14 protein-coding genes are annotated in these 19,644 nt (G+C 67.5%); 3 read left to right on the top strand and 11 right to left on the bottom strand.

Translation table 11 applies throughout. From position 1 onward, the window contains the following. The first annotated feature begins 6 nt into the window (after window positions 1-6). The 3 genes from AC1VV3_RS15515 to AC1VV3_RS15505 are packed head-to-tail and all read left to right on the top strand — an operon-like array spanning window position 7 to window position 2,407. On the top strand, window positions 7-1,200 hold the full coding sequence (locus AC1VV3_RS15515; protein WP_482962766.1) for an aromatic ring-hydroxylating oxygenase subunit alpha: 1,194 nt from the start codon (window positions 7-9) through the stop codon (window positions 1,198-1,200). Next, window positions 1,197-1,562, top strand: coding sequence for a hypothetical protein (locus AC1VV3_RS15510; protein WP_314466787.1), 366 nt, complete (start codon window positions 1,197-1,199; stop codon window positions 1,560-1,562). The genes AC1VV3_RS15515 and AC1VV3_RS15510 overlap by 4 nt, the downstream gene beginning before the upstream one ends. Further along, window positions 1,550-2,407, top strand: coding sequence for an SDR family NAD(P)-dependent oxidoreductase (locus AC1VV3_RS15505; protein ID WP_482962765.1), 858 nt, complete (start codon window positions 1,550-1,552; stop codon window positions 2,405-2,407). The genes AC1VV3_RS15510 and AC1VV3_RS15505 overlap by 13 nt, the downstream gene beginning before the upstream one ends. Here the strand turns inward: AC1VV3_RS15505 and AC1VV3_RS15500 are convergent. The 11 genes from AC1VV3_RS15500 to AC1VV3_RS15450 form a co-directional block, all read right to left on the bottom strand. Further along, on the bottom strand, window positions 2,404-4,272 hold the full coding sequence (locus tag AC1VV3_RS15500; RefSeq protein WP_482962764.1) for a hypothetical protein: 1,869 nt from the start codon (window positions 4,270-4,272) through the stop codon (window positions 2,404-2,406). The genes AC1VV3_RS15505 and AC1VV3_RS15500 overlap by 4 nt on opposite strands. Further along, a complete protein-coding gene (locus AC1VV3_RS15495) occupies window positions 4,272-5,360 on the bottom strand; it encodes a chemotaxis-specific protein-glutamate methyltransferase CheB (RefSeq protein ID WP_314466784.1) in 1,089 nt (362 codons plus the stop codon). The genes AC1VV3_RS15500 and AC1VV3_RS15495 overlap by 1 nt, the downstream gene beginning before the upstream one ends. A gap of 4 nt (window positions 5,361-5,364) precedes the next feature. After that, window positions 5,365-6,177, bottom strand: a complete 813-nt coding sequence (locus tag AC1VV3_RS15490) for a CheR family methyltransferase (protein ID WP_482963146.1) — start codon at window positions 6,175-6,177, stop codon at window positions 5,365-5,367. 130 nt (window positions 6,178-6,307) lie between these two features. Then, entirely contained in the window at window positions 6,308-6,781 is a 474-nt protein-coding gene (locus tag AC1VV3_RS15485; protein WP_482962763.1) for a chemotaxis protein CheW, read from the bottom strand. Then, window positions 6,778-8,583 (bottom strand): methyl-accepting chemotaxis protein, encoded by a 1,806-nt coding sequence (locus AC1VV3_RS15480; RefSeq protein WP_482962762.1) that lies wholly within the window; start codon window positions 8,581-8,583, stop codon window positions 6,778-6,780. The genes AC1VV3_RS15485 and AC1VV3_RS15480 overlap by 4 nt, the downstream gene beginning before the upstream one ends. 69 nt (window positions 8,584-8,652) lie before the next feature. Then, the gene (locus AC1VV3_RS15475; RefSeq protein ID WP_482962761.1) at window positions 8,653-10,341 is read right to left on the bottom strand and encodes a methyl-accepting chemotaxis protein; all 1,689 of its coding nucleotides are present in this window, start codon (window positions 10,339-10,341) and stop codon (window positions 8,653-8,655) included. 53 nt (window positions 10,342-10,394) lie between these two features. After that, on the bottom strand, window positions 10,395-10,922 hold the full coding sequence (locus AC1VV3_RS15470) for a chemotaxis protein CheW (RefSeq protein ID WP_132267025.1): 528 nt from the start codon (window positions 10,920-10,922) through the stop codon (window positions 10,395-10,397). A gap of 6 nt (window positions 10,923-10,928) precedes the next feature. After that, complete coding sequence (locus tag AC1VV3_RS15465) at window positions 10,929-12,956, bottom strand: chemotaxis protein CheA (protein ID WP_482962760.1); 2,028 nt, start codon at window positions 12,954-12,956, stop codon at window positions 10,929-10,931. After that, window positions 12,953-13,321, bottom strand: a complete 369-nt coding sequence (locus AC1VV3_RS15460; protein WP_086492540.1) for a response regulator — start codon at window positions 13,319-13,321, stop codon at window positions 12,953-12,955. Before AC1VV3_RS15460 ends, AC1VV3_RS15465 begins: the two co-directional genes overlap by 4 nt. Beyond that, a complete protein-coding gene (locus AC1VV3_RS15455; protein ID WP_482962759.1) occupies window positions 13,318-13,617 on the bottom strand; it encodes an STAS domain-containing protein in 300 nt (99 codons plus the stop codon). Before AC1VV3_RS15455 ends, AC1VV3_RS15460 begins: the two co-directional genes overlap by 4 nt. A gap of 294 nt (window positions 13,618-13,911) precedes the next feature. Further along, complete coding sequence (locus AC1VV3_RS15450; RefSeq protein WP_482962758.1) at window positions 13,912-19,584, bottom strand: autotransporter outer membrane beta-barrel domain-containing protein; 5,673 nt, start codon at window positions 19,582-19,584, stop codon at window positions 13,912-13,914. Between the last annotated feature and the right edge of the window lie 60 nt (window positions 19,585-19,644).

Below are 19,644 nucleotides of genomic sequence, written 5' to 3'. Positions count from 1 at the left end.
CGCTCCGTGCCTGACGCCGCTTCGAGTTTTCAGCGCATCCCGCCCGATGAACTGGCATGGCTGGGCACCGGGCCGATCCCGGCGCGGGCCTATCACGATCCCGCTTACTTCGAGCTGGAACGCCAGGCGGTGTTCCTCAAGAGCTGGATCCATGTGGCGCATGTCTGCGAATTGCCGGAACCGGGCTGCTTCGTGCGCCGCGATCTGGAATTTGCGAGAGCTTCCCTCCTGATCGCGCGCGGCAGGGACGGCGTGCTGCGGGCGTTCCACAATGTCTGCACGCACCGCGGGACGCAGCTGGTGGAGGAGGCGTCGGGCCGCCAGTCGAAATTCACCTGCCCCTACCATATGTGGACTTACGGAACCGACGGCGCGCTGCTGTCCGCGCCGGACTTCGAGGCTTTCCATCTCGACAAGCCCGCCTGCGCGCTTCCCCGCGTCGCGCTTCAGGAATGCGGCGGCATGCTCTTCGTCAATTTCGAACCGGATGCGCCGCCCCTGCGCGCATGGCTCGGCGCCTATGCCGAACGGCTGGAGCAGATGCCGGCGGCGCGGGCCACGACCTTCAGCCAATACACCTACGAGATCGACGCCAACTGGAAGCTGACGTACGACAACTTCCAGGAAAACTACCACTTGCGGTTCATCCACCCCCGCTCCGGCGGCGCCGGGATCGGCGGCGACAATCCCTTCGGATACCCGGCCAGCCTGGGCTTCGACGGTCCGCACCGCACCCAGCGTATCTGGTCCAACCCCGCGCCGGATCTCAAGCCCTTCCAGCGCGCCGCCGCGATGCGGGGCCTTCCCGCCGTGGCCGAACAGGGCTTGCTCGACCTGCCCTTCGGTCGCGACTACCTGGCGTTCTTCCCCAACCTCTTCGTCATCGGCACGCCCACGCAGCCCTTCTCGCACACGGTCTACCCGATCTCGGCCGAGCGCTCCCGCGGCGTCGTGCGGCTCTACTGGGTGGGCGAGGACAGGAACGCCAGCACCCGCTTCGCGCGCGAATATGCCCTGGCGCAATTGCGCGACATCCACTGCGAGGACATCGCGATGATCGAACGCGGGCAGAAGGGCCTGGCCAGCGGTGCGCTGGACCATATCCATTTCCAGAGCATGGAAGCGCTCTGCCGCCATCTCTTCAATGAAGTGGACTCCCGGGTCCAGGCCCATGCCCGTTTGCTGGGAGAGAGGCCATGAACCAGGCGTCATCCCTGCCCGACGGCTTCACCGCGCTGGAGCCGTTCGTTGCGCAATGGGGCTTGTCCGGCACCGCGAGGCGGGCGGCGCAGCGCACGGCATCGAGCCCGGAGGCCCGCGAAGCCTTCTTCGAGGCGGCAAGCCCGCTGCTGGAGGCCGCGCTCACCTGGCTCGACGACCGGGACCTCGCCACGCTGCCCCCCGCCGGGCGGCGGTTGATGGACCTGATGCTGTCGCTCGGCCATGTCGCCCTGGCGGTGGAAATCCAGGGACCGGACGAAGTGAAAAGTGCCGTCTGGCGAGACCGGATGCGGATCGATCGCTCCACGGCGGATCAGGGGATTTCATCATGTTCGAACTGAGCGGCAAGACGATCTTCATCACCGGCGGCGGTGGCGGCATCGGCGGCGGAATGGCCCGGGCCTTCGCCGAAAGCGGCGCCCGTATCGTGCTGGCCGACCTGAGCCCGGACTTCGCGCAGGAAGAAGCGGAAACGCTGCCACCGGGCACCGAAGTCCTGATCGTGAAGCTGGACGTCCGCCATCCCGATAGCTGGCAAAGGGCCAAGGACGCCGTGGCAAAGCACTTCGGGGAGGTCGACGTGCTCTGCAACAACGCCGGCATCTCCACGGGCTTCGGCCCGCTGCTGGACGTGACCCCGGAAACCTTCGAGAATGTCATGGCGATCAACGTCGCCGGGGTCTTCAACGGCACCAGGACCTTTGCGCCGGAAATGGTGCGCCGGCGCGCGGGGCATATCGTCAACACGTCTTCGATGAACGGTCTCACGCCATTCGGCAGTTTCGCGGCCTATTCGGCCAGCAAGTTCGCCGTACTGGGGCTGTCGGACGCGCTGCGCGAGGAACTGGCGCCGGCCGGCGTCGGGGTCTCCACCTTGTTCCCCGGCCTCACGCGCAGCCGGATGGCGCAGCACGATGCGGCCGCCAGCGCCGCCGACGATCCCGAACGCGCCGCGATGATCGAGGCCAACATGATGGATCCGCTCTGGCTTGGCCGCGCCGTGGTGAAAGCCGTGCAGAACGACGAGGCCTATATCGTCACGCACCCCGCCTATCGCGACAGCCTGGCCGCGCGTCAGCAGCGCATCCTCGCGGCCTTCGGCGAACCCGCGCAGCCTGGCTACCGCCACGGCGCCTCCGCGACCCGTGCCCCGGCGGCGGCCAGCTCTGGGATCGGCGGTTCCTAGAACAGGCCGTCGTCGAAATCGTCGTCATCGAGGGCGAGGTCGAACGGATCGGCGGCAGGGGCCGTATCCGCCTCGCCGCCCGGCTGGAAGGCGCGGTGTATTTCGCGCTCACGGGCCATCGTATAGCGCGATCCGATCGCGCCCAGCAGCTGGCCGAGCGCTTCCGCACCGTCCTCTGGCATGTCGTCCGCCTCCCGGCCGAGCAGGGCAAGCCGCTCCGCAATAGCCGCGAGCGGACCGCCGACCTCGGCCTCGCAATCGATCCTGCCGGTGGTTTCCTCCAGGATGGCGGTCACGGAAACCGCCCCCTCCTCGAGTTCCGAGAGACCGGAGCGCATGCGCTCTCCGCCATCGCGGATGCAATCCAGCGATTCCGCCAGTGCCGCCCCGGCGTCGACCGGCGCATCCTCCTCGGAGCCACGAATGACGCCGGCCGCGGCAGTCAGCCCGTCGAAGGACTGCGCGATGCCCAGGGCGATCGTCGCCAGCGTGGCCGCGAAGCCGCGGATCTCGGAAGCGATAACGGCAAGGCCCCGCCCTTCCTCGCCCATGCGGTAGCAGCGCAAGTCCGTGTTCCAGGCCATCTGCTGGACTTCGCCGGTGATGCGGTGGACGGTCGCCAATCGCTGGGCGAGGTTTTCCGCCGTGGTCGAGGCCAGGCTGCTCAGGCGACTGGAGCGGGCATCCGCCTCGCGCAAGCGCTCGGTGACAGTCGCCACTTCGGCCACGCTGCGTTCGAGCCGGTGAAGGAACACGCCCTCACCCCCACCTGCACCCCCACCCGTACCGTCGCCCGAACCCTCATCGGTCTCGCGCAGTTCGAGCAGGCTGGCCGCGCTCGGTCCGATCCCGCGCAGGCTGGTGGCGAGCAGGCGCGATTCCCGCTGGAACGTGTCCAGCGTATCGAGCGTCTGCGCCGAAAGCAGGGCCAGGGCATGATCCGCCACCGTTCCGGCGACCTCTGCGGAAAGCGCGCCCGGCGCGGCCATGAAGGCACTCACATCGTGGAGTCCGTCGGCCAGATGTTCCAGCCTCTGCCGCGTGCTGTCGCCTACCTGCAACGCGCCCAGGGCCGTGCCGACTTGCGCGCGGATATGGCGGGCCACTTCCGCGATCCGCAAGGCGCGTTCCGCCAGCTCCAGTTGATGCTCCTGGAGAGCGACGGCATCGGCGGACAGCTTGCGGGGGATATGCGGTATCACCAGCGCGCATTCGCCGGCCAGCTGGCGTTCGACCTCGAACATCGCCGGCACCGCTTCCGACAGCCAGCCGATCTCCTTCGAAAGACCCTCCATCTCGGTTTCGCCGAGGTCCAGTTTGACGAACATGGTATCGGCGAACCCGGAGAAGTCTCCCGCTCCCGCCGCCGCGACCTTGATGTTGAGGCCGCAGATGCGCAGGAAACTGAGGGTGCGGTTGACCTGATCGATCTGGTTGGCCAGCGCCGCGCTGGCGCGCTCGATCGACACCAGCGCCTCCTTCCGCGCGGCTTGAATCGCGGGCAGGCGCGTCAGCCGGTCGGCCGTGCCGCGCATATTACCCACAGCGGCATCGCCGGCATCGCGTTCGAAGGCATTGGTCACGCTTTCGAGCGCACCGATCAGGCCTTCGACGATCTCGTAGGCACGGGCAAGCGCCGTGCCCGCCGCGACGAAGCGCGCATCGAGGCCGCCCGCGATCCTGGCAATGGCCTCGGCCAGTTCGCCAAGCGAAGCACTGGAAACGACGGGGGCAACCGGGGCATTGGGCGAGAGAACGGCAGGGTTCACGCCCCCGTGGAGATCGGCCTCGCCCGGTTCGTCCAGAGCCGGTTCGGGGAAATAAGCGCTATCGGTCATCGGCCAGCCATGTTCTTCCATCGTCATCATCGGTTGGTTGCCGCAAGCAGTTCGCGGGCGATGGCGCCAAGCGGCACCACCCGGTCCGCGGCGCCGCGCGCGATGGCTTCCTTGGGCATGCCGAACACGATCGAACTCGCCTCGTCCTGCGCGAATGTGCGGGCGCCGGCCTGCTTCATTTCCAGCAGGCCCCGCGCGCCGTCGTCGCCCATGCCGGTCATGATGACGCCCACCGCGTTCGATCCGGCCGAGCGCGCGGCGGAGCGGAACAGCACGTCCACCGAAGGGCGATGGCGGGAAACCAGCGGACCGTCCTTGACCGCGACGTGATAGCGCGCGCCCTGCCGCTCCAGCATCAGGTGCTTGCCGCCCGGCGCGATCAGCACATGGCCGCGCAGCACCGGATCGCCGTCCGCGGCTTCCTTCACGTCCATTTCGCAAAGGCCGTTGAGGCGCTTGGCGAAAGCGCGGGTGAAGTTCTCGGGCATGTGCTGGACCACGACGACACCCGGTGCATTGGCGGGGAGCGCCTCCAGCACTTCGCGCAGCGCCTCGGTGCCGCCGGTGGAGGCGCCAAGGCAGACCACCATCTCGGTCGTGCGGCTCATCGCCCGGCCGCTCGGCGGCGGCAGCACGGCATCGGCCGTCAGCTTCTTCTGCGGGCCTTCCGGCTTTGCCTCGCGCACCGCGGGCCGTCCGCGCACCCGCGCGCGGGAGGCGCCCTTCACCACATCGCGGATCTGGAGGTTGTGCTCGGCCAGATGGTCGGCCACGCCGATGCGCGGCTTCAGGATCACGTCCACGGCGCCCGCTTCCATCGCCTGGAGCAGCGTTTCGGAGCCCTCTTCCGTCAGCGAGGAACACATGACCACCGGCACCGGGCATTGCGACATCAGCTTGCGCAGGAAAGTGATGCCATCCATCCGCGGCATTTCCACGTCCAGCGTGATGACGTCGGGCACCTCCTCCTGAATCCGGCGCGCGGCGCTGAAGGGATCGGGGGCGGAGCCGATCACCTCGATCTCCGGATCTTCCTGGAGGATCGCGGTCATCGTCTGGCGCACGCTGGCGGAATCGTCGATGACGAGAACGCGGATCTTCTTGCCCGTGACCATTGCCTCAGCCCTTCCGGAACACGGTATTGGCCACCTGCGTCAGCGGCAGGTCGTGCCCGGTGATCGATTCCGAATGACCCAGGAACAAATGTCCGCCCGGCGTCAGGCAATCGACCAGTTGGGACACGACCTTGCGCTGCGTCGGCTTGTCGAAATAGATCAGCACGTTGCGGCAGAACACCAGATGCATCGGCTCTCCCACCGGATAGCGATCGTCCATCAGGTTGAGCCGGGCGAAGCCGATCGCGCTGCGCAGTGCGGGCACCATGCGCACGTCGTTCCGCGCCGGATCGCGCGGGAACATCACATATTTGCGCTGGAGAGCATCCGGCACCGGATCGACGAGTTCCGCCGGATAGATGCCGGCCCGCGCGGTTTCGAGCACGTCGGTATCGAGATCGGTGGCCAGGATGCCATAGTCCGGCCCGCCCTGGATCTCGGCATGATCGTCCAGCACCATGGCCAGGGTATAGGGTTCCGGCCCGATCGAGCAGGCCGCGCTCCACGCACGAATCGAGCGCACGCCGCGTGCGGTCATTTCCGGCAGGATGACCTTGCTCAGGTAGTCGAAATGGCCGGGCTCGCGGAAGAAGTCGGTCTTGTTGGTGGTGACCGCATTGATCAGCGAGAGCCCTTCCTGCGCCAGGTTTTCACCGGCGAAGATGTAATCGCAGTAGTCGTCGAGCGTGCGCGACCCGCTTGCCCGCTGCCGGCGGCGCAGGCGGCCTTCGAGCATGGTCTTCTTGCTCTCGGGCATCTTGATGCCGGAATATTCGTAGATGTAGGCCGCCAGCCGCGCGAAATTGCGCTTGCTCATCGGGTCGCTGCCATGGTGCCCTGCGGCGAGGGCACTGGACGAAGTGCGATTGGCCAAGGCTGTCGTTTGCGCGGTTGCGGTCATCTGCGCGGCTCCGGGATTCGAATTGAGGGTCAGGCAGCGAAAGACGTCAGGCAGCGAAGGACAGGCGCGAGGCTTCCTCGGCCGAGAAGATGCGCGGCATGTCCACCAGCACGGTGAAGCCCTCTTCGCGCTTCACCACCCCGCCGATATATTCGGACGGCCAGCGCACGCCGACATCGGGCGCGCCGCCCATCTGGTTCGCCCGGAAGCTGGTGACCTCGATCACCCGGTCCACCACCAGCCCCAGCACCAGCACGCGGTCCTCCAGCGGAATGTCCACCACCAGGATGCGCGTCGCCGGGGTCGGTTCCGTCTGCGGCAGGCCCAGCCGCAGGCGGAAGTCGATCGTGGTCACGCCTTCGCCGCGCATGTCGGTGAGGCCGAGCAGATAGTCCGGTCCGCCCGGAATGCGGAAGGTTTCGCGGTAGTCCAGGATCTCGCGGACCAGTGTCACCGGCACCGCGAAGATCTCCGCTCCCAGGCCGAAGGTAACGGCCTGGATCTCCTGGACGTCGCTCATGCCGCGTGCATCCCGAAGGCGTCGTCGCGGTCGTCCGGCCCGCCCATGGCGAGGTCGAGCGCGAAGCCGTTGGTGCGGGCTTGGCCATTGGCTGCCGCAGGGCGCTTGCCGGGCGCCTTCACCGCCGTCTTGATCGACGCGGAGATCGAGCTTGGCTTGCGGGCCGGGGCGGCGGCACGGGGCGCCTTGCCGGCATCGTCGACGCGGAAGTAGGCGATGGATGCCTGGAGTTCCTCGGCCTGGGCCGCCAGTTCTTCCGACGTTGCGGAAATCTCTTCCGAGGCCCCGGCGTTCTGCTGGGTGACCTGGTCGAGCTGCTGGATCGCCTGGTTGATCTGGCCCGCGCCGATGTCCTGTTCGCGGCAGGCAGCGCTGATTTCCGAGATCAGTTCGGCCGTGCGGCGAATATCGGGCACCAGCTTCGAGAGCATCTCGCCCGCTTCGGTGGCGGCATCGACGGTATTGGACGAAACGGCACCGATTTCGGCGGCCGCGCCTTGGCTGCGTTCGGCCAGCTTGCGCACTTCCGAAGCGACGACGGCGAAGCCGCGGCCATGTTCGCCCGCGCGCGCCGCCTCGACAGCCGCATTGAGCGCGAGCAGGTCGGTCTGGCGGGCGATTTCCTGCACGATGCCGATCTTCTCGGCAATCGTGCGCATGGCGCCTACCGCACGGTCGACGGCAATGCCGCTGGCTTCGGCGTCCTGGGCCGACTGGCGCGCGATCTTCTCGGTCTGGGCGGCGTTCTCGGCGTTCTGCTTGATGTTGGCCGACATCTCTTCCATCGAGGCCGAGGCCTGCTCTGCCGCGGCGGCCTGCTCGGTCGCGCCCTGCGAGACCTGTTCGGAAGTCGAGGAGAGTTCCTGGCTGCCGCTGGCGACATTGTTGGCCGCCACGGTGGCATCGCCCACCACGCCGCGCAGGCGCTCGATCATGCGGACGAGGGCATGACCCAGCTTGTCCTGTTCCGACAGGGGCTTGTGGCTGACGGTCAGGTCGCCGTCGGCGATCTTGTCGGCCAGGGCGGCGCTGACGCGCAAGTTCGCGGTCATCTTGTTGACGGTGTCGACAAGGTCCTTGATCTCGTCGTTCGAGGTCACTTCCACGTCGTTGTCGAGGTCGCCGATGGCCACGGCATTGATCGCAGTGCCGACCCGGCCGAGACCGCGCGACACGATCAGCGAGATCCACACCGCGCCGACGAGCGCGCCGATGAAGGCGACGGCGGCGACGGTCAGCAGCGTGGCGCGTGCCGAGGCATAGAGCGCGTCGGTTTCCTTATCGACCTTCCCCATGTCTTCACGGGCGCGGGCGACGAGGTCCTCGGTCAGCTTGGTGACGCGGTCCAGGGAATCGCGGGCGCTGCCCAGCGCCAGCACGGCCGCTTCGTCGTTCTGACCGGCCCGGGCCATCGCCCTGATGCGGGCGTCCAGCGGCTTGAAGGTCTCGTACGAGGTGCGCATTTCGCGCCAGGCCTGCTTGGTTTCGGCCTGGGCATTCGCCTCGCCTTCTTCCAGCAGCCGATCGAATTCGGTCATCGAGCGGCTGGCCTTGTCGTCGAATTCCTTCACCAGCTCCGGGTCGTTCGTCATCGTCATGTTGCGCTCATTGCGCGCCAGCGTGCCGAACACGACCTGGACCTGCTGCGCGCGGTCGAGGCGGGCGGCCGGGCCGCTGATGAGGTCGGTGATGGCGGTGTTGAGCGTGCCGAGGCGCGTCAGGCTGACGCCGACGACGACTGCAAGCAGGATCAGGATGATGGCGAAAGTCACGCCCAGTTTCATCTTTATGGTAGCGCGCATGGCAATGGGAATCCTGGAAGGCGGATTTGGGGGGAAAGTCGGTAATGTGAGTTTAGTCAGGAGGAGACGTCAGGCCGCGTGGGTGCTGAACGCTTCATCCTCGCTGTCGGGACCGCCGGTGGAGAGATCGAGCGCAAAGCCGCGGGCGCGGGCCTGCTGGTCGGCGACCGAAAGCGCGCGCGGCGGCCGGGCCGGTGCCCTGCGCGGCGCAGCCGCCGCCTGGACCGCCTGACGGACCGCCACCGGCGCAGGCTTGCGGCGATTGGCGTGATCGGAGACGCGGAAGTAGGCGATCGAAGCCTGAAGCTCCTCGGCCTGCGCGGCCAGTTCCTCGGAAGTCGTCGAGATCTGCTCGGAAGCGCCGGCGTTCTGCTGGGTCACCTGGTCGAGCTGCTGGATCGCCTCGTTGATCTGCGAGGCGCCGATATCCTGTTCGCGGCAGGCGACGCTGATTTCCGAGACCAGTTCGGCCGTGCGGCGGATGTCGGGCACCAGCTTGGAAAGCATCTCGCCCGCCTCGGCCGCCGCCTGCACGGTCTCGGTGGAAACCGCGCCGATCTCGGCTGCCGCGTGCTGGCTGCGTTCGGCCAGCTTGCGCACTTCGGATGCGACCACGGCAAAGCCGCGGCCATGCTCACCGGCACGCGCCGCTTCCACGGCCGCGTTGAGCGCCAGAAGGTCGGTCTGACGGGCGATTTCCTGAACGATGCCGATCTTCTCGGCAATCGTTCGCATGGCGCCGACCGCGCGGTTCACGGCAACGCCGCTGCTTTCCGCATCCTTGGAGGACTGACGCGCGATCTTCTCGGTCTGCGCGGCATTGTCGGCGTTCTGCTTGATGTTGGCGGCCATCTCTTCCATCGAGGCCGAAGCCTGCTCGGCAGCGGCGGCCTGTTCGGTGGCGCCTTGCGAGACCTGCTCGGAATTGGCCGAAAGCTCCTGGCTTCCCGCCGAGACGTTCTCGGCAGCCACGGTGGCATCCCCGACCACGCCGCGCAGGCGCTCGATCATGGTGTTCACATGGCCCAGCAGATCGCCGATCTCGTCGTTGGACCTGACTTCGGCGGTGCGGGTAAGGTCACCGTCGGCCACCTGGCGCATGGCATCGCCGGCCGCCTTCAGTCCGCGCGAGATCACCAGTCCCAGATAGGCCGCGGCGATCACGGTGATCAGCACGGCGGCAAGCCCCATGCCGATCATCAGCGAACGGGCCGCGCCATACGTCACTTCGGTGTCGTCGTCGGCTTTCGCCATCGTCCGCTGCTCGACCTGGACCAGGCCTTCGACGGTCTTGGTCACGGCCTGGACCCGATCGCGCGATTCGCCCATGGTCAGCGCAGCGGCGGCAGCCTTGTCGCGGCTGCTGAGGTCGCTCACCTGCTGGTTCACCGGCTTGAACGCGGTCCACTGCTCGCGAAGCTGCGCCCAGGCGCTGCGCGTCTCGCCCGAGGCGGCGGTATTGCCCTGTTCCACTTCCTGGTCGACCCGGTCTCGCGTGGTGGCAATGCGCGTTTCCAGCTCGCGGCGCTCCAGCGCATCCTCGGTGAGGACCAGGTTCTTCTCAGCGCGCACCATCATGCTCACGCCGCTGTCGATGGCGCGGGCGCGGTCGAGCTGCCGCGCGGGGCCTGTCACCAGGTTGCCGACAGCGTCGTTAAGCGTGGTGAGGCGGGAAACGCCGACCACGATAGTCGCCGTCATGATGATCAGCAGGAGCCCGAAGGTCCCCCAAAGCTTCAGCTTGATGGTTGCGCGCATGGTGGCTCCGCGGTTGGTCGGCGCGGCCGATCGGCTCGGTTGATCGGCTGGGCTCAATGGACGGTGGACGGCTGGCTGGCGGCATCGGTGCCGCCGACCAGCGAGTGGAAAATCGCGGCCAGATCGGGCAGGACGACCACGCCATCCTGCCGGCGAACCAGCTCGCGAACGAAATCGCGGCGCCAGCGCATGCCGACGGCGGGCGGTTCCTCGCTGGCGGCGCGTTGCAGCGTGGCCACTTCGTGGACCTTGTCGGTGCGAATGCCGATCTGGAACGTTTCGCCTCCGGCATCCGTCTCGACTTGCGTCTCGATCACGACGATGCGGCTGTCGACGGTCGCTTCGGCCGCCGGCATGGCGAAGGCCAGCCGAAGGTCGGCGATCGGGATGATCTTGCCGCGAAAGTTGACGACGCTGCCCAGCAGCGGCGCCGCGCCGGGGACGCGGGTTTCCGGCAGAAGGTCCAGGATTTCGCGGACCAGGGTGGCTTCCAGCGCGAAAGTCTCAGCGCCCAGATTGAAGGTCAGCACTTCGAGATTGCCCTCGGCATCCCACTGCGTGGCGGTTGGTTGTGCGCTCATGGGTGCTTATCCGGCGGCGCGAAGCCGCTCCTCCTGGTTCTGGCCGAGCATGACGAGCTGCGCGACGTCGAGGATCAGCGCGACACCGCCGTCGCCCAGGATCGTGGCGCCCGCGAACGTCGCCACGTCGCGGTGCAGCGGCGACATGGATTTGATGACCGTCTGGTGGCTGCCGATGATCTGGTCCACCACCAGGCCGACACGCTCGGTGCCGGTGGCGATGACGACGATCTTCTGGTGCGGATCGGGCCGCGTGCCGGTGTCGAAGATCTCGCGCAGGCGCAGAAACGGCACCAGCCGGTCGCGCAAGGTGATGAAGCTGCGACCGCGCGAGCGCAGGTCTTCCTCAAGACTGAGTTCGAGGCATTCCTCCACCGCGCCCAGCGGGATCACGTAGCGGCCCTCACCCACGCGGACGAGCAGCCCGTCGATGATCGCCAGCGTCAGCGGGATGCGCAGCACCACCGTGGAGCCCTCGCCGGGCGCCGATGTGATGTCGATGGCGCCGCGCAGGCTCTCGATCGTGCGCTTCACCACGTCCATGCCGACGCCGCGGCCCGAAAGGTTGGTCACTTGCGCCGCCGTGGAGAAGCCCGGGTGGAAGATCATCTGCAGCAGATCGTGATCGGACACTTGCTGGCCGGGCTGGATCAGCCCCTGCGTTTCCGCCTTGGCGCGCACACGGGCGCGGTCGATACCGCGTCCATCGTCGCGGATGGTGATGAGCACTTCGCCGCCCGCCTGATGGGCGGAAAGGCGAACCTGTCCGGCCGCAGGCTTGCCGGCGGCAAGGCGATCCTCGGGGGTTTCCAACCCGTGATCGCAGGCGTTGCGGATCAGGTGGACCATCGGATCGGCCAGACGCTCGATCATGGTCTTGTCGACTTCGGTGGTCTCGCCTTCGGTCGAAAGCTCGATGGTCTTGCCGGTTTCGCGCGCAAGATCGTGGACCAGGCGGCGGAAGCGGCTGAACAGGCTGGCAACGGGCACCATGCGCAGCACCATCATGGTATCGCGCAATTCGCCGGCAAGCCGTTCGATTTCCTCGGAAATCGAACGCAGCGCCAGTTCGTTGCCGACTGCCGAACCCTGCCCGCTGGCAAGCTGCGACAAGCGGCTCTGCACGATCACGAGTTCGCCCACGCGGTCCATCAGCTCGTCCAGCCGCTCGGCCGGAACCCGCACGCTTTCGCCAGCGGGCTTGGTGCTCGGGTTGGCGCTCGGGTTGCCGCCGGCACGGTTGGCGGGACCGTCCTGCGCGGTGGCAGGCACATCCGCGACGGGCGGTTCCTCGACGATTTCGGGCGCAGCCTTAGCACCCTCGTCACCAAGCGGCTCCACGGTCAATTCCATGTCATCCATCACGAAGATGAAGACGTCATCGATATCGTCACGCGAGATGTCGCCGCGCAGTTCGACGTCCCAGCCGATGTGGCATTCGGTCGGAGCCAGTTCGGCAAGTGGCGGCACCGTATCGGTGCGCGCGACGATCTTGCATTCACCCAGTTCGCGCAGCTCGTCGAGCAGCATCAGAGGGTTGGTGCCATTCGCCATGGCATCGGCGGGCAGCCGGAAGAACAGGCGCCAGCCGCCGCACGCGACCTGCTTCGGTTGCGCCGTCGGCGCGGCAGAAGCAGCAGGAGCGGATGCTTCGCCCCCCGCCGCGTCGATCGCCGCCTGAAGCTGCTCCAGTATCGCCGCACCAGCGCTCTCCAAACCGGTGCCGTCGCCCTCGATCAGCGCGCGCATGTGGTCGCGTGCGGAGAGGATGACCGCCACCAGTTCCTGCGTCGCCGGGGCCAGCCCCTTGCGCACGCGGTCGAACGCGGTCTCGCAGTGATGGGTGAAATCGGCCAGCGCGTCGAAGCCGAACATCGCGCCGGATCCCTTGAGCGTGTGCAGCCCCCGGAACACTTCGTCGATCAGCGCGCGGTCGTCCAGCCGGTGACCCAGGTCGAGCAAGCCGTGCTCGATCTGGTCCAGCAGTTCGCCCGCCTCGACGCGGAACGCCGCGACCGGGTCCTGCGTGCTCACCGGCCCAGCACCTTGCGCGAAACCTTGATGAGCTGTTCGGGCACGAACGGCTTCACCAGCCAGCCGGTGGCGCCGGCCGCCTTGGCCTGCTGCTTCATGGCATCGTCGCTCTCGGTGGTGAGGAAGATGATCGGCACGCCCGCCTGTTCGGGCGCCTTGCGCAGTTCGCGGATCATCGTCAGCCCGTCCATGTTAGGCATGTTGAGATCGGTGATGATCAGGTCGAACCGCTTCGCACCTGCCGCGGCAAGGCCCTCGACGCCGTCGCCGGCTTCGGTGACGTCGTATCCCGCGCCGGTCAGCGCGATGCGGATCGCCATGCGCAAGCTGGGGGAATCGTCGACAGTGAGGATAGAGGCAGTCATTGCGGCAGTTCTCCGTGGAACCAGAATTCGATGTCCGGGGGGGTAAGGTCCGTCAGGAAGCCCGCGCGCTGAAGCAGAGCGGCAACGGCGCCGCTGGCGGGCTGCGTCAGCCGCAGATCGCGGCCCGCACGCGCCCATTGTCCGCGCGCAGAGTAAATAATCTCGATGAAAGCAAGATCGACTTCGGCCAGCGCAGACAGATCAAGATCAATGTCCTGATCTTCTTCAAGCTTCGCGCGGAGAACTGCCACGAATTGGTGAGCGGATCGAACCGTCACCGAATCCGGAACTACCATGGCGTGGCGCATCACTTCCTCTGGGATTTCGCCAAATGCGTGAACCGCTTCGGCGCGAACGGGGGGATGCTTTGTTTTTAGAGGAAATCCGGCACAAATGGACTTTCCCAGCCGATTTTTTTCGCCTGAAGCCGTAACGAAGCCTGGCCGCAATGCTTCCCGAACACATCCCTTCGTGCGTGGCCGACGGCGATACCGGCCGACATGAAAAAAGGGGCCGACGCACCGCAGTGCGCCGGCCCCCTATCTTGCGGATCGCCCTCTATCAGGAGACGGCGCTTCGCGTTTCCCTGCTTACCAGCGGATCGAAACACCCGCGCGGCCGGCGATGCCGCTGGTGCCGGAACCGGTCACACCTTCCACCTTGGCAAAGGCGGAAAGCCCCTGCGAGGCGCCCTGAATGCCGGCCTCCCAACGTGCACGGCCGCCCTCCGAAGCATCGCGGAAGTAGAGATCCTGACCGCCCGAAGACAGCGTGGCGCCCGGTCGGCCATTCATCTCGCCTTCCCAGTTCACGCCCAGATAGGGCTGGAGCGCCCAGTCGCCCGAGTGGGTTTCCACGCCTGCACGCATGCCTGCCCGGCCGTAGAAGCTCTGGACATGGTCGAACTTCGCGCCAACGCCGCCCGCTGCGGCAAAGCCGTCGAGGTCTGCGTCAGACCACGAAGCGCTGGCGGACGGTTCGAAGAACACGCTGCCGGTGCGAATGTGATATCCGGCCTCGATTTCGACGCCGTAGCTGGTGCCGTTCGAATTGGGTGCGCTGGCGCCGTTGCCGAGGTCGTACTTGACCGAATAACGGTCGAGCTTGGCCAGGGCGTGGGCGAAGAGCCCGTCAGCACTGCGGTAGCGGGCGTAGAGGCCAAGGTTGCCGCCGTCGAGCTTGATGCGGTCGCCAGTCGACTTGACCTTGCCTTCCTGCGAGACGTAGCCGCCGGTCACGCCGACGGACCAATCGCTACCACGGCCCCAGTCGAGGCCGAACTGACCACCCCACCAGCTGTCGCGCACGTCGAGATTGGGCGCGAAGCTCGTGGCCGTGCCCAGCACCGTTTCCGAATAGACCGGACGCGAGCGGTTGGTTTCGCTGCCGCCCAGGATCTGGCCCCAGAGCGCCATGCCGTCATGCGGCGCCGTGGCGCGCATCTGGTCCGACCAGGCATCACCCGAACGACGCCAGTAGTGGCGCACTTCGGCGCCGGTACGGACGAGTTCGAAGGCCTGCGTGCTGGGCACGCCGACGAGATCGAGGTTGCCGTCCGCATCGGTCAGAAGCTGGTAGTCGACGAAGCCCTTGTTGACCGCGCCGCCTTCGAGGACGAAGGCCCCGGTGGCGACCGATGCCGCGTTCACCAGGCGAATGCCCTCGAAATTGAACTGCGCGCCGGTGGCGCCGCTCAGGTCCTTGATGGCAATCGTCGTGGTGCCCGAAACCGCGCCGACATTGAGCTGATCCGCCGACTGAGCCGCATTGGCGCCCACTGCACTGGCGCCGAGGTTGGCTTCCAGCACGACACGCGAATTGCCGCTGCCCACGAAGGCCGCGTTGCCCAGATCGAGCACGTCACCGGTATGACCGTTGACGAGGCTGATCGTGCCCGAATTGCGCAAGGTGGTGAGACCGGTGATCTTCATCGTGGCAGCCGCGGCGGCCGCCGGATTGATGTTGATCGTGCCGCCGTTGACCAGCGTGGCGTTGCCGGCAAACGCAGTGTCCCCGCCGAAGGCGTTCCAGGTGCCGCTGTTGGTCAGCGTGGTCGAGACGGTTTCGAAGGTCATGTAGCCGTTGATCGTGCCCGAGTTGGTCAGCGTGGCGACGCCGCCCGAAAGGGCAACGGCGTGGTTGCTGCCAGCCCCCACCGTGCCCGCGAGCAGGACATCCTGGCCGCCATCGGCGTCCGAGGACAGGCCGAAAGTCGCACCATGAAGCGTGCCGCCACTGGCCAGCGTTACCTTGGCGCTGCCGCCGGTAACGATGGCAAGGCCCGCGCCGGTTGCAGAGTCGATCTTGCCGCCCGCCAGAGCCGCCGAGATGTCGCCGCTGGAGGAGGTCAGTTCGATGGCATTCCCGGAAGCCGTCACCGTCCTGGCCGCCAGACCAATTACGCCGCTGCCGGTCGTCGCGGCGATACCGCGCGAACCGTTGCCGCTGGCGATGACGCTCTGCACCGTCAGGGTTTGGGCGCCCGTGCCGGTCTGGACCGAAATGCCATCCGAACCTGCGCCCGTGGTCGTCACGGCCGCGCTGTCGAGGACGATCGATCCGCTGCCGCTGGCTGTTGCCGCGATACCTGCGGCATTGGCGCCGGTGGTCGAGACGGTGCCGAGGTTGGTCAGCGTGCCCGTGCCATCGACGACGGCGAGCGTGACGCCATTGGCATTGGCACCCTGCGTGGAGACGCCGTTCGTCACGGTTGCAGCAAGGGCGACGCGGGCCTGGGCCGGAGCGGCGCTCTTGCCCAGGGTCAACGAGACATTGCCCGACTGCCCAGCCTGCACGGTGACGCCCGCCGCATCGGCGCCGGTCGTGACCACCGAAGCGAGGCTGGCAGCAATGTCGCCGCTGGAACCCGCGCCGGTCTGGGCGAGGTTCACGCCGGTTACGCCGTCGCCCGAAGTCTGGACATCGGCCAGCGAAACCGAGATCGCGCCGTCGGTGCCGGCACCTTCGACCGAGACGCCGAAGCCGCCCATGCCCGAAGCGACGATCGAACCGGCATCCGCCAGGGTGATCGCGCCGTTACCCGAGAGGCCGACGCCGAGGACGCTGCCGCTGCCACTGCCCGCGATGGCGGCGACATTGCCGAGCGCCACATCCTGCGCGCCGGTGAAGCCGGTGGACTGTACGCCGGTGGCAGCGGTGGCCGCCGAGACGGTCACGTCGCCGAGCGCGTCGATCGCCAGGCCCGCACCGTTAGCGGCGGAAATGCCGGTTGCATCGGCCGCACCGCTGGAGACCGAGAGGGCCGCCGGCAGGTCGAGGCTGGCGATGCCGGTGCCATTGGCGAGTACCACGCCCGTGGCGGTGCCCGCGCCGGAGACGGTCAGGCCGCCGTTCAGCACCGCGTTCTGGTCGGCGCCGCCGTCGATCGAGAGACCGAGGGCATCGCCATTGGCGCTCGCAACCGTGACGAGACCGGTTGCAACCTGGTCGATTGCGCCGGTGCTGCCCGCAAGGTCGAAGCCGGTGGCCGTGCCATCGGCCGAAACCGTGACCGGACCGCTCGACGCGACGGATTGCGCGCCGCTGCCGAACAGCGCCAGGCCGGTGGCGCTGCCGCCGGTCGAAGCCGCGTCGTTGGTTACACTCAGCGCGCCGCCCAGCACAATCTGCGCGTCACCCGTGAGGTTGGCCGAAAGACCCGTGGCATTGCTGCCCGCGGCCGAAACGGTCATGCCCTGGGCCAGCGAGACCGAGGCACTGGCGCCGTCGAGAACGATGCCGCTGGCGGAACCCGCGGCCGCGGTCACATCGAAGGCACCCGCCACGGTGAGGCTTGCGCTATCGCCGGCGCCGGACTGGACGACGCCCAGGACATCGCCGGTGGCCGAGGTCAGCGAGAAGTTGCCGGCCAGATCGATGGACTGGGTCGTGCCCGCGAACTGGAAGAGGCCCTGCTGAAGGTTGGTCCCGGTGAAATCACCCCCAACGGACAGCGACACCGGGCCGCTGGCATTGACCTGGAGCGCGCCGACGCCTGCAGTCGCCCCGGACAGTGTGACATCGCCATCGAAGCGCGCCACTTGCGCAGTGCCGCCCAGCATGTATCCGCCGATGGCCAGGCCGCTTTCGGAAGTCACCACGAAGTCCTGCGCCGAGACCAGCGACAGCGCGCCGCTGCCCGCCACGAAAGCGCCGCCGGCACCGAGCTTGCCCTGGACGTTCAGCCCCTTTGCAAGTTCGACGCTGACGTCACCGTCGCCCCCCGCCTGCAGACCGACAGCAGTATCATCGGTGCTCGTGACCTGAACAGTGTCGGCGGCGTCGATCGAGATGGTCCCGAGGACATCCTGAATATCGATGCCCCGCGTCGCACCCGCGCCCGAAACGGTCAGTGCGCCGTCCATCGAAAGCGCCAGGCTGGCACCGTCACTGACGCGGATGCCATCTGTTTCGCCCGTGCCGCCAGCGACAGTCAGCGCGCCATTGCTGGTCACGGCCAGCGCGCCGCTACCGCCGCCGAGGCGGATGCCGGTCGCATCGGTTCCGCCGGTCACCGTCGCGCCCGAAGCGAGCGAAACGGTCTGGTCGGTCCCGCCGTACAGGCTGGCGCCCGTGGCCGCACCCGCACCGGTAACCTGAAGGGCGCCGGTGAGCGTCACGCTCTGGCTGGTACCATCGCTGACGGTCACGCCGAAGGCGTCGCCGGTGCCGCCTTCGATGATAAGCGCACCGTTGCTGGTCACAGCCAGCAGGCCGCTGCCGCCTTCGAGACCGATGCCGATCGCGCCTGCCGAACCCGTGACGGTCGCGCCATGATCCAGCGTGACGGTCTGGTCGGTGCCGTCAGCCAGCGTGATGCCGGTGGCCGATCCTGCCGTATTGGTGACGCGGAAGGTGTCGCCGATCTGCACGTTCTGCGCAGCAGTCGCGCCCGAAGTGGCAATGCCGATGGCCTCGCCGCCCGCTGCGGAGACCGCGAACGTCGCGCCGCTGCCGTTGCCGGGAATCACCGAGATGTCGACCGAGCTGCCGCCGGCCACGTCAATCCCGGTCGCGCCGGCACCCGTGCTGGTAACCGAGAGGCGCGCGCCGGTGAAGTCGACCGAAACGGCATCCGTCGCGCCGCTCAGGGTTACGCCCAGGGCCAGGCCTCCCGCATTGACGTTCACGTCGCCCGCATAGGCGGTGCCGCCCACGGTGGCGGGGGTGAAAGCGACGCTCTGGGTCGTGCCGCCCGCGACCGAGACTCCGGTGGCAGAGTTCGATCCGGTGACCTGCACGGTCTGGCCGGTGCCCGCCACGCTGACCGCGCCGGTCGCCCCGGTGACCTGGAAGCCCGTGGCATCGACGCCGGAGACCGTGAAAGCGCTCGCGGCGCTGGTGCGCGTGGCCGCCAGGGCGACATCGCTGCGATCCGCAGCCGACATGCCGACAGCCAAGCCGTTCTGCGACGTGACGGAAAGCGCGCCGGTATTGGTCACCACCGTCGTGCCGGCCGTCCCATTGCCCACCGCGCCGAGACCCGTTGCCTTGCCTGACCCGGACGTCACGGCGAGGCTGCCGTTGTTGGCGAGGACGAGGTTCCCTGCGCTAGCGGGTGTGCCGATGCCCAGTGCATCGCCGTCCGTGTTCGTGACGGTGACGCTGTTGGCGTTGGTCAGCGTGATCGTACCGCCGCCAAGCCCCATGCCGCCGATACCGTAAGCAGTGGAGCCGGCCGCGCCTATCGCGTCCACCCTGACGGTACCTTGGTTGACCGCGCTGCCGGTCTGCCCGGTAACGGCGAGACCGGCGGCACCGATACTGGCCGAGGACTGCGTGACGGTGATCTTGCCGTCGCTGGCGTTGACAATCGATGCCGTGCCGGTGCCGAAAGCGAGTGCCTGGGCGCCGACGAAGCCTGCCGCCACCGTGCCGTGGTTTTCGATGCCGGCACTGCCGGCGCCGGTGGTCTGCGTTTGAAGACCAACCTGCGTCGCGGTGATCTTCGCGCCGTTGCGCGCGCCGATCAGCGCGTCATGGTCGGTAGAGCCGTTGACGTTGACTCCCGTCGTACCGGTGGTCGCGTTGACGACCACGGTTCCGTAGAGATCGACCTTGAGATTGGCCGGGGTACCGTAAGTCGACTGGTCGTATTTGATGCCGTCCTGGAACTGGGTCGAATCTGAAATACACGAAGCGACGTTCGGGTTGGCCGAGGTGTTCGGCACGCCGCACTCGCCGTAGGGAGCCGCGAGGGACACGCCGGGGGCGATCATTACGAGTGTCAGCGCCGAGGCGCCGGCCATGAGCTTGGTCTTCAAGGCAATTCTCCTGTTAGCGCAGTTCTGTGGGGCGGGTCAGAACGGACCCGCCCAAGATCG

The sequence above is a fragment of the Novosphingobium sp. BL-S-34 genome, assembly GCF_056857015.1.
This window is presented reverse-complemented; position numbering and strand designations above follow the sequence as displayed.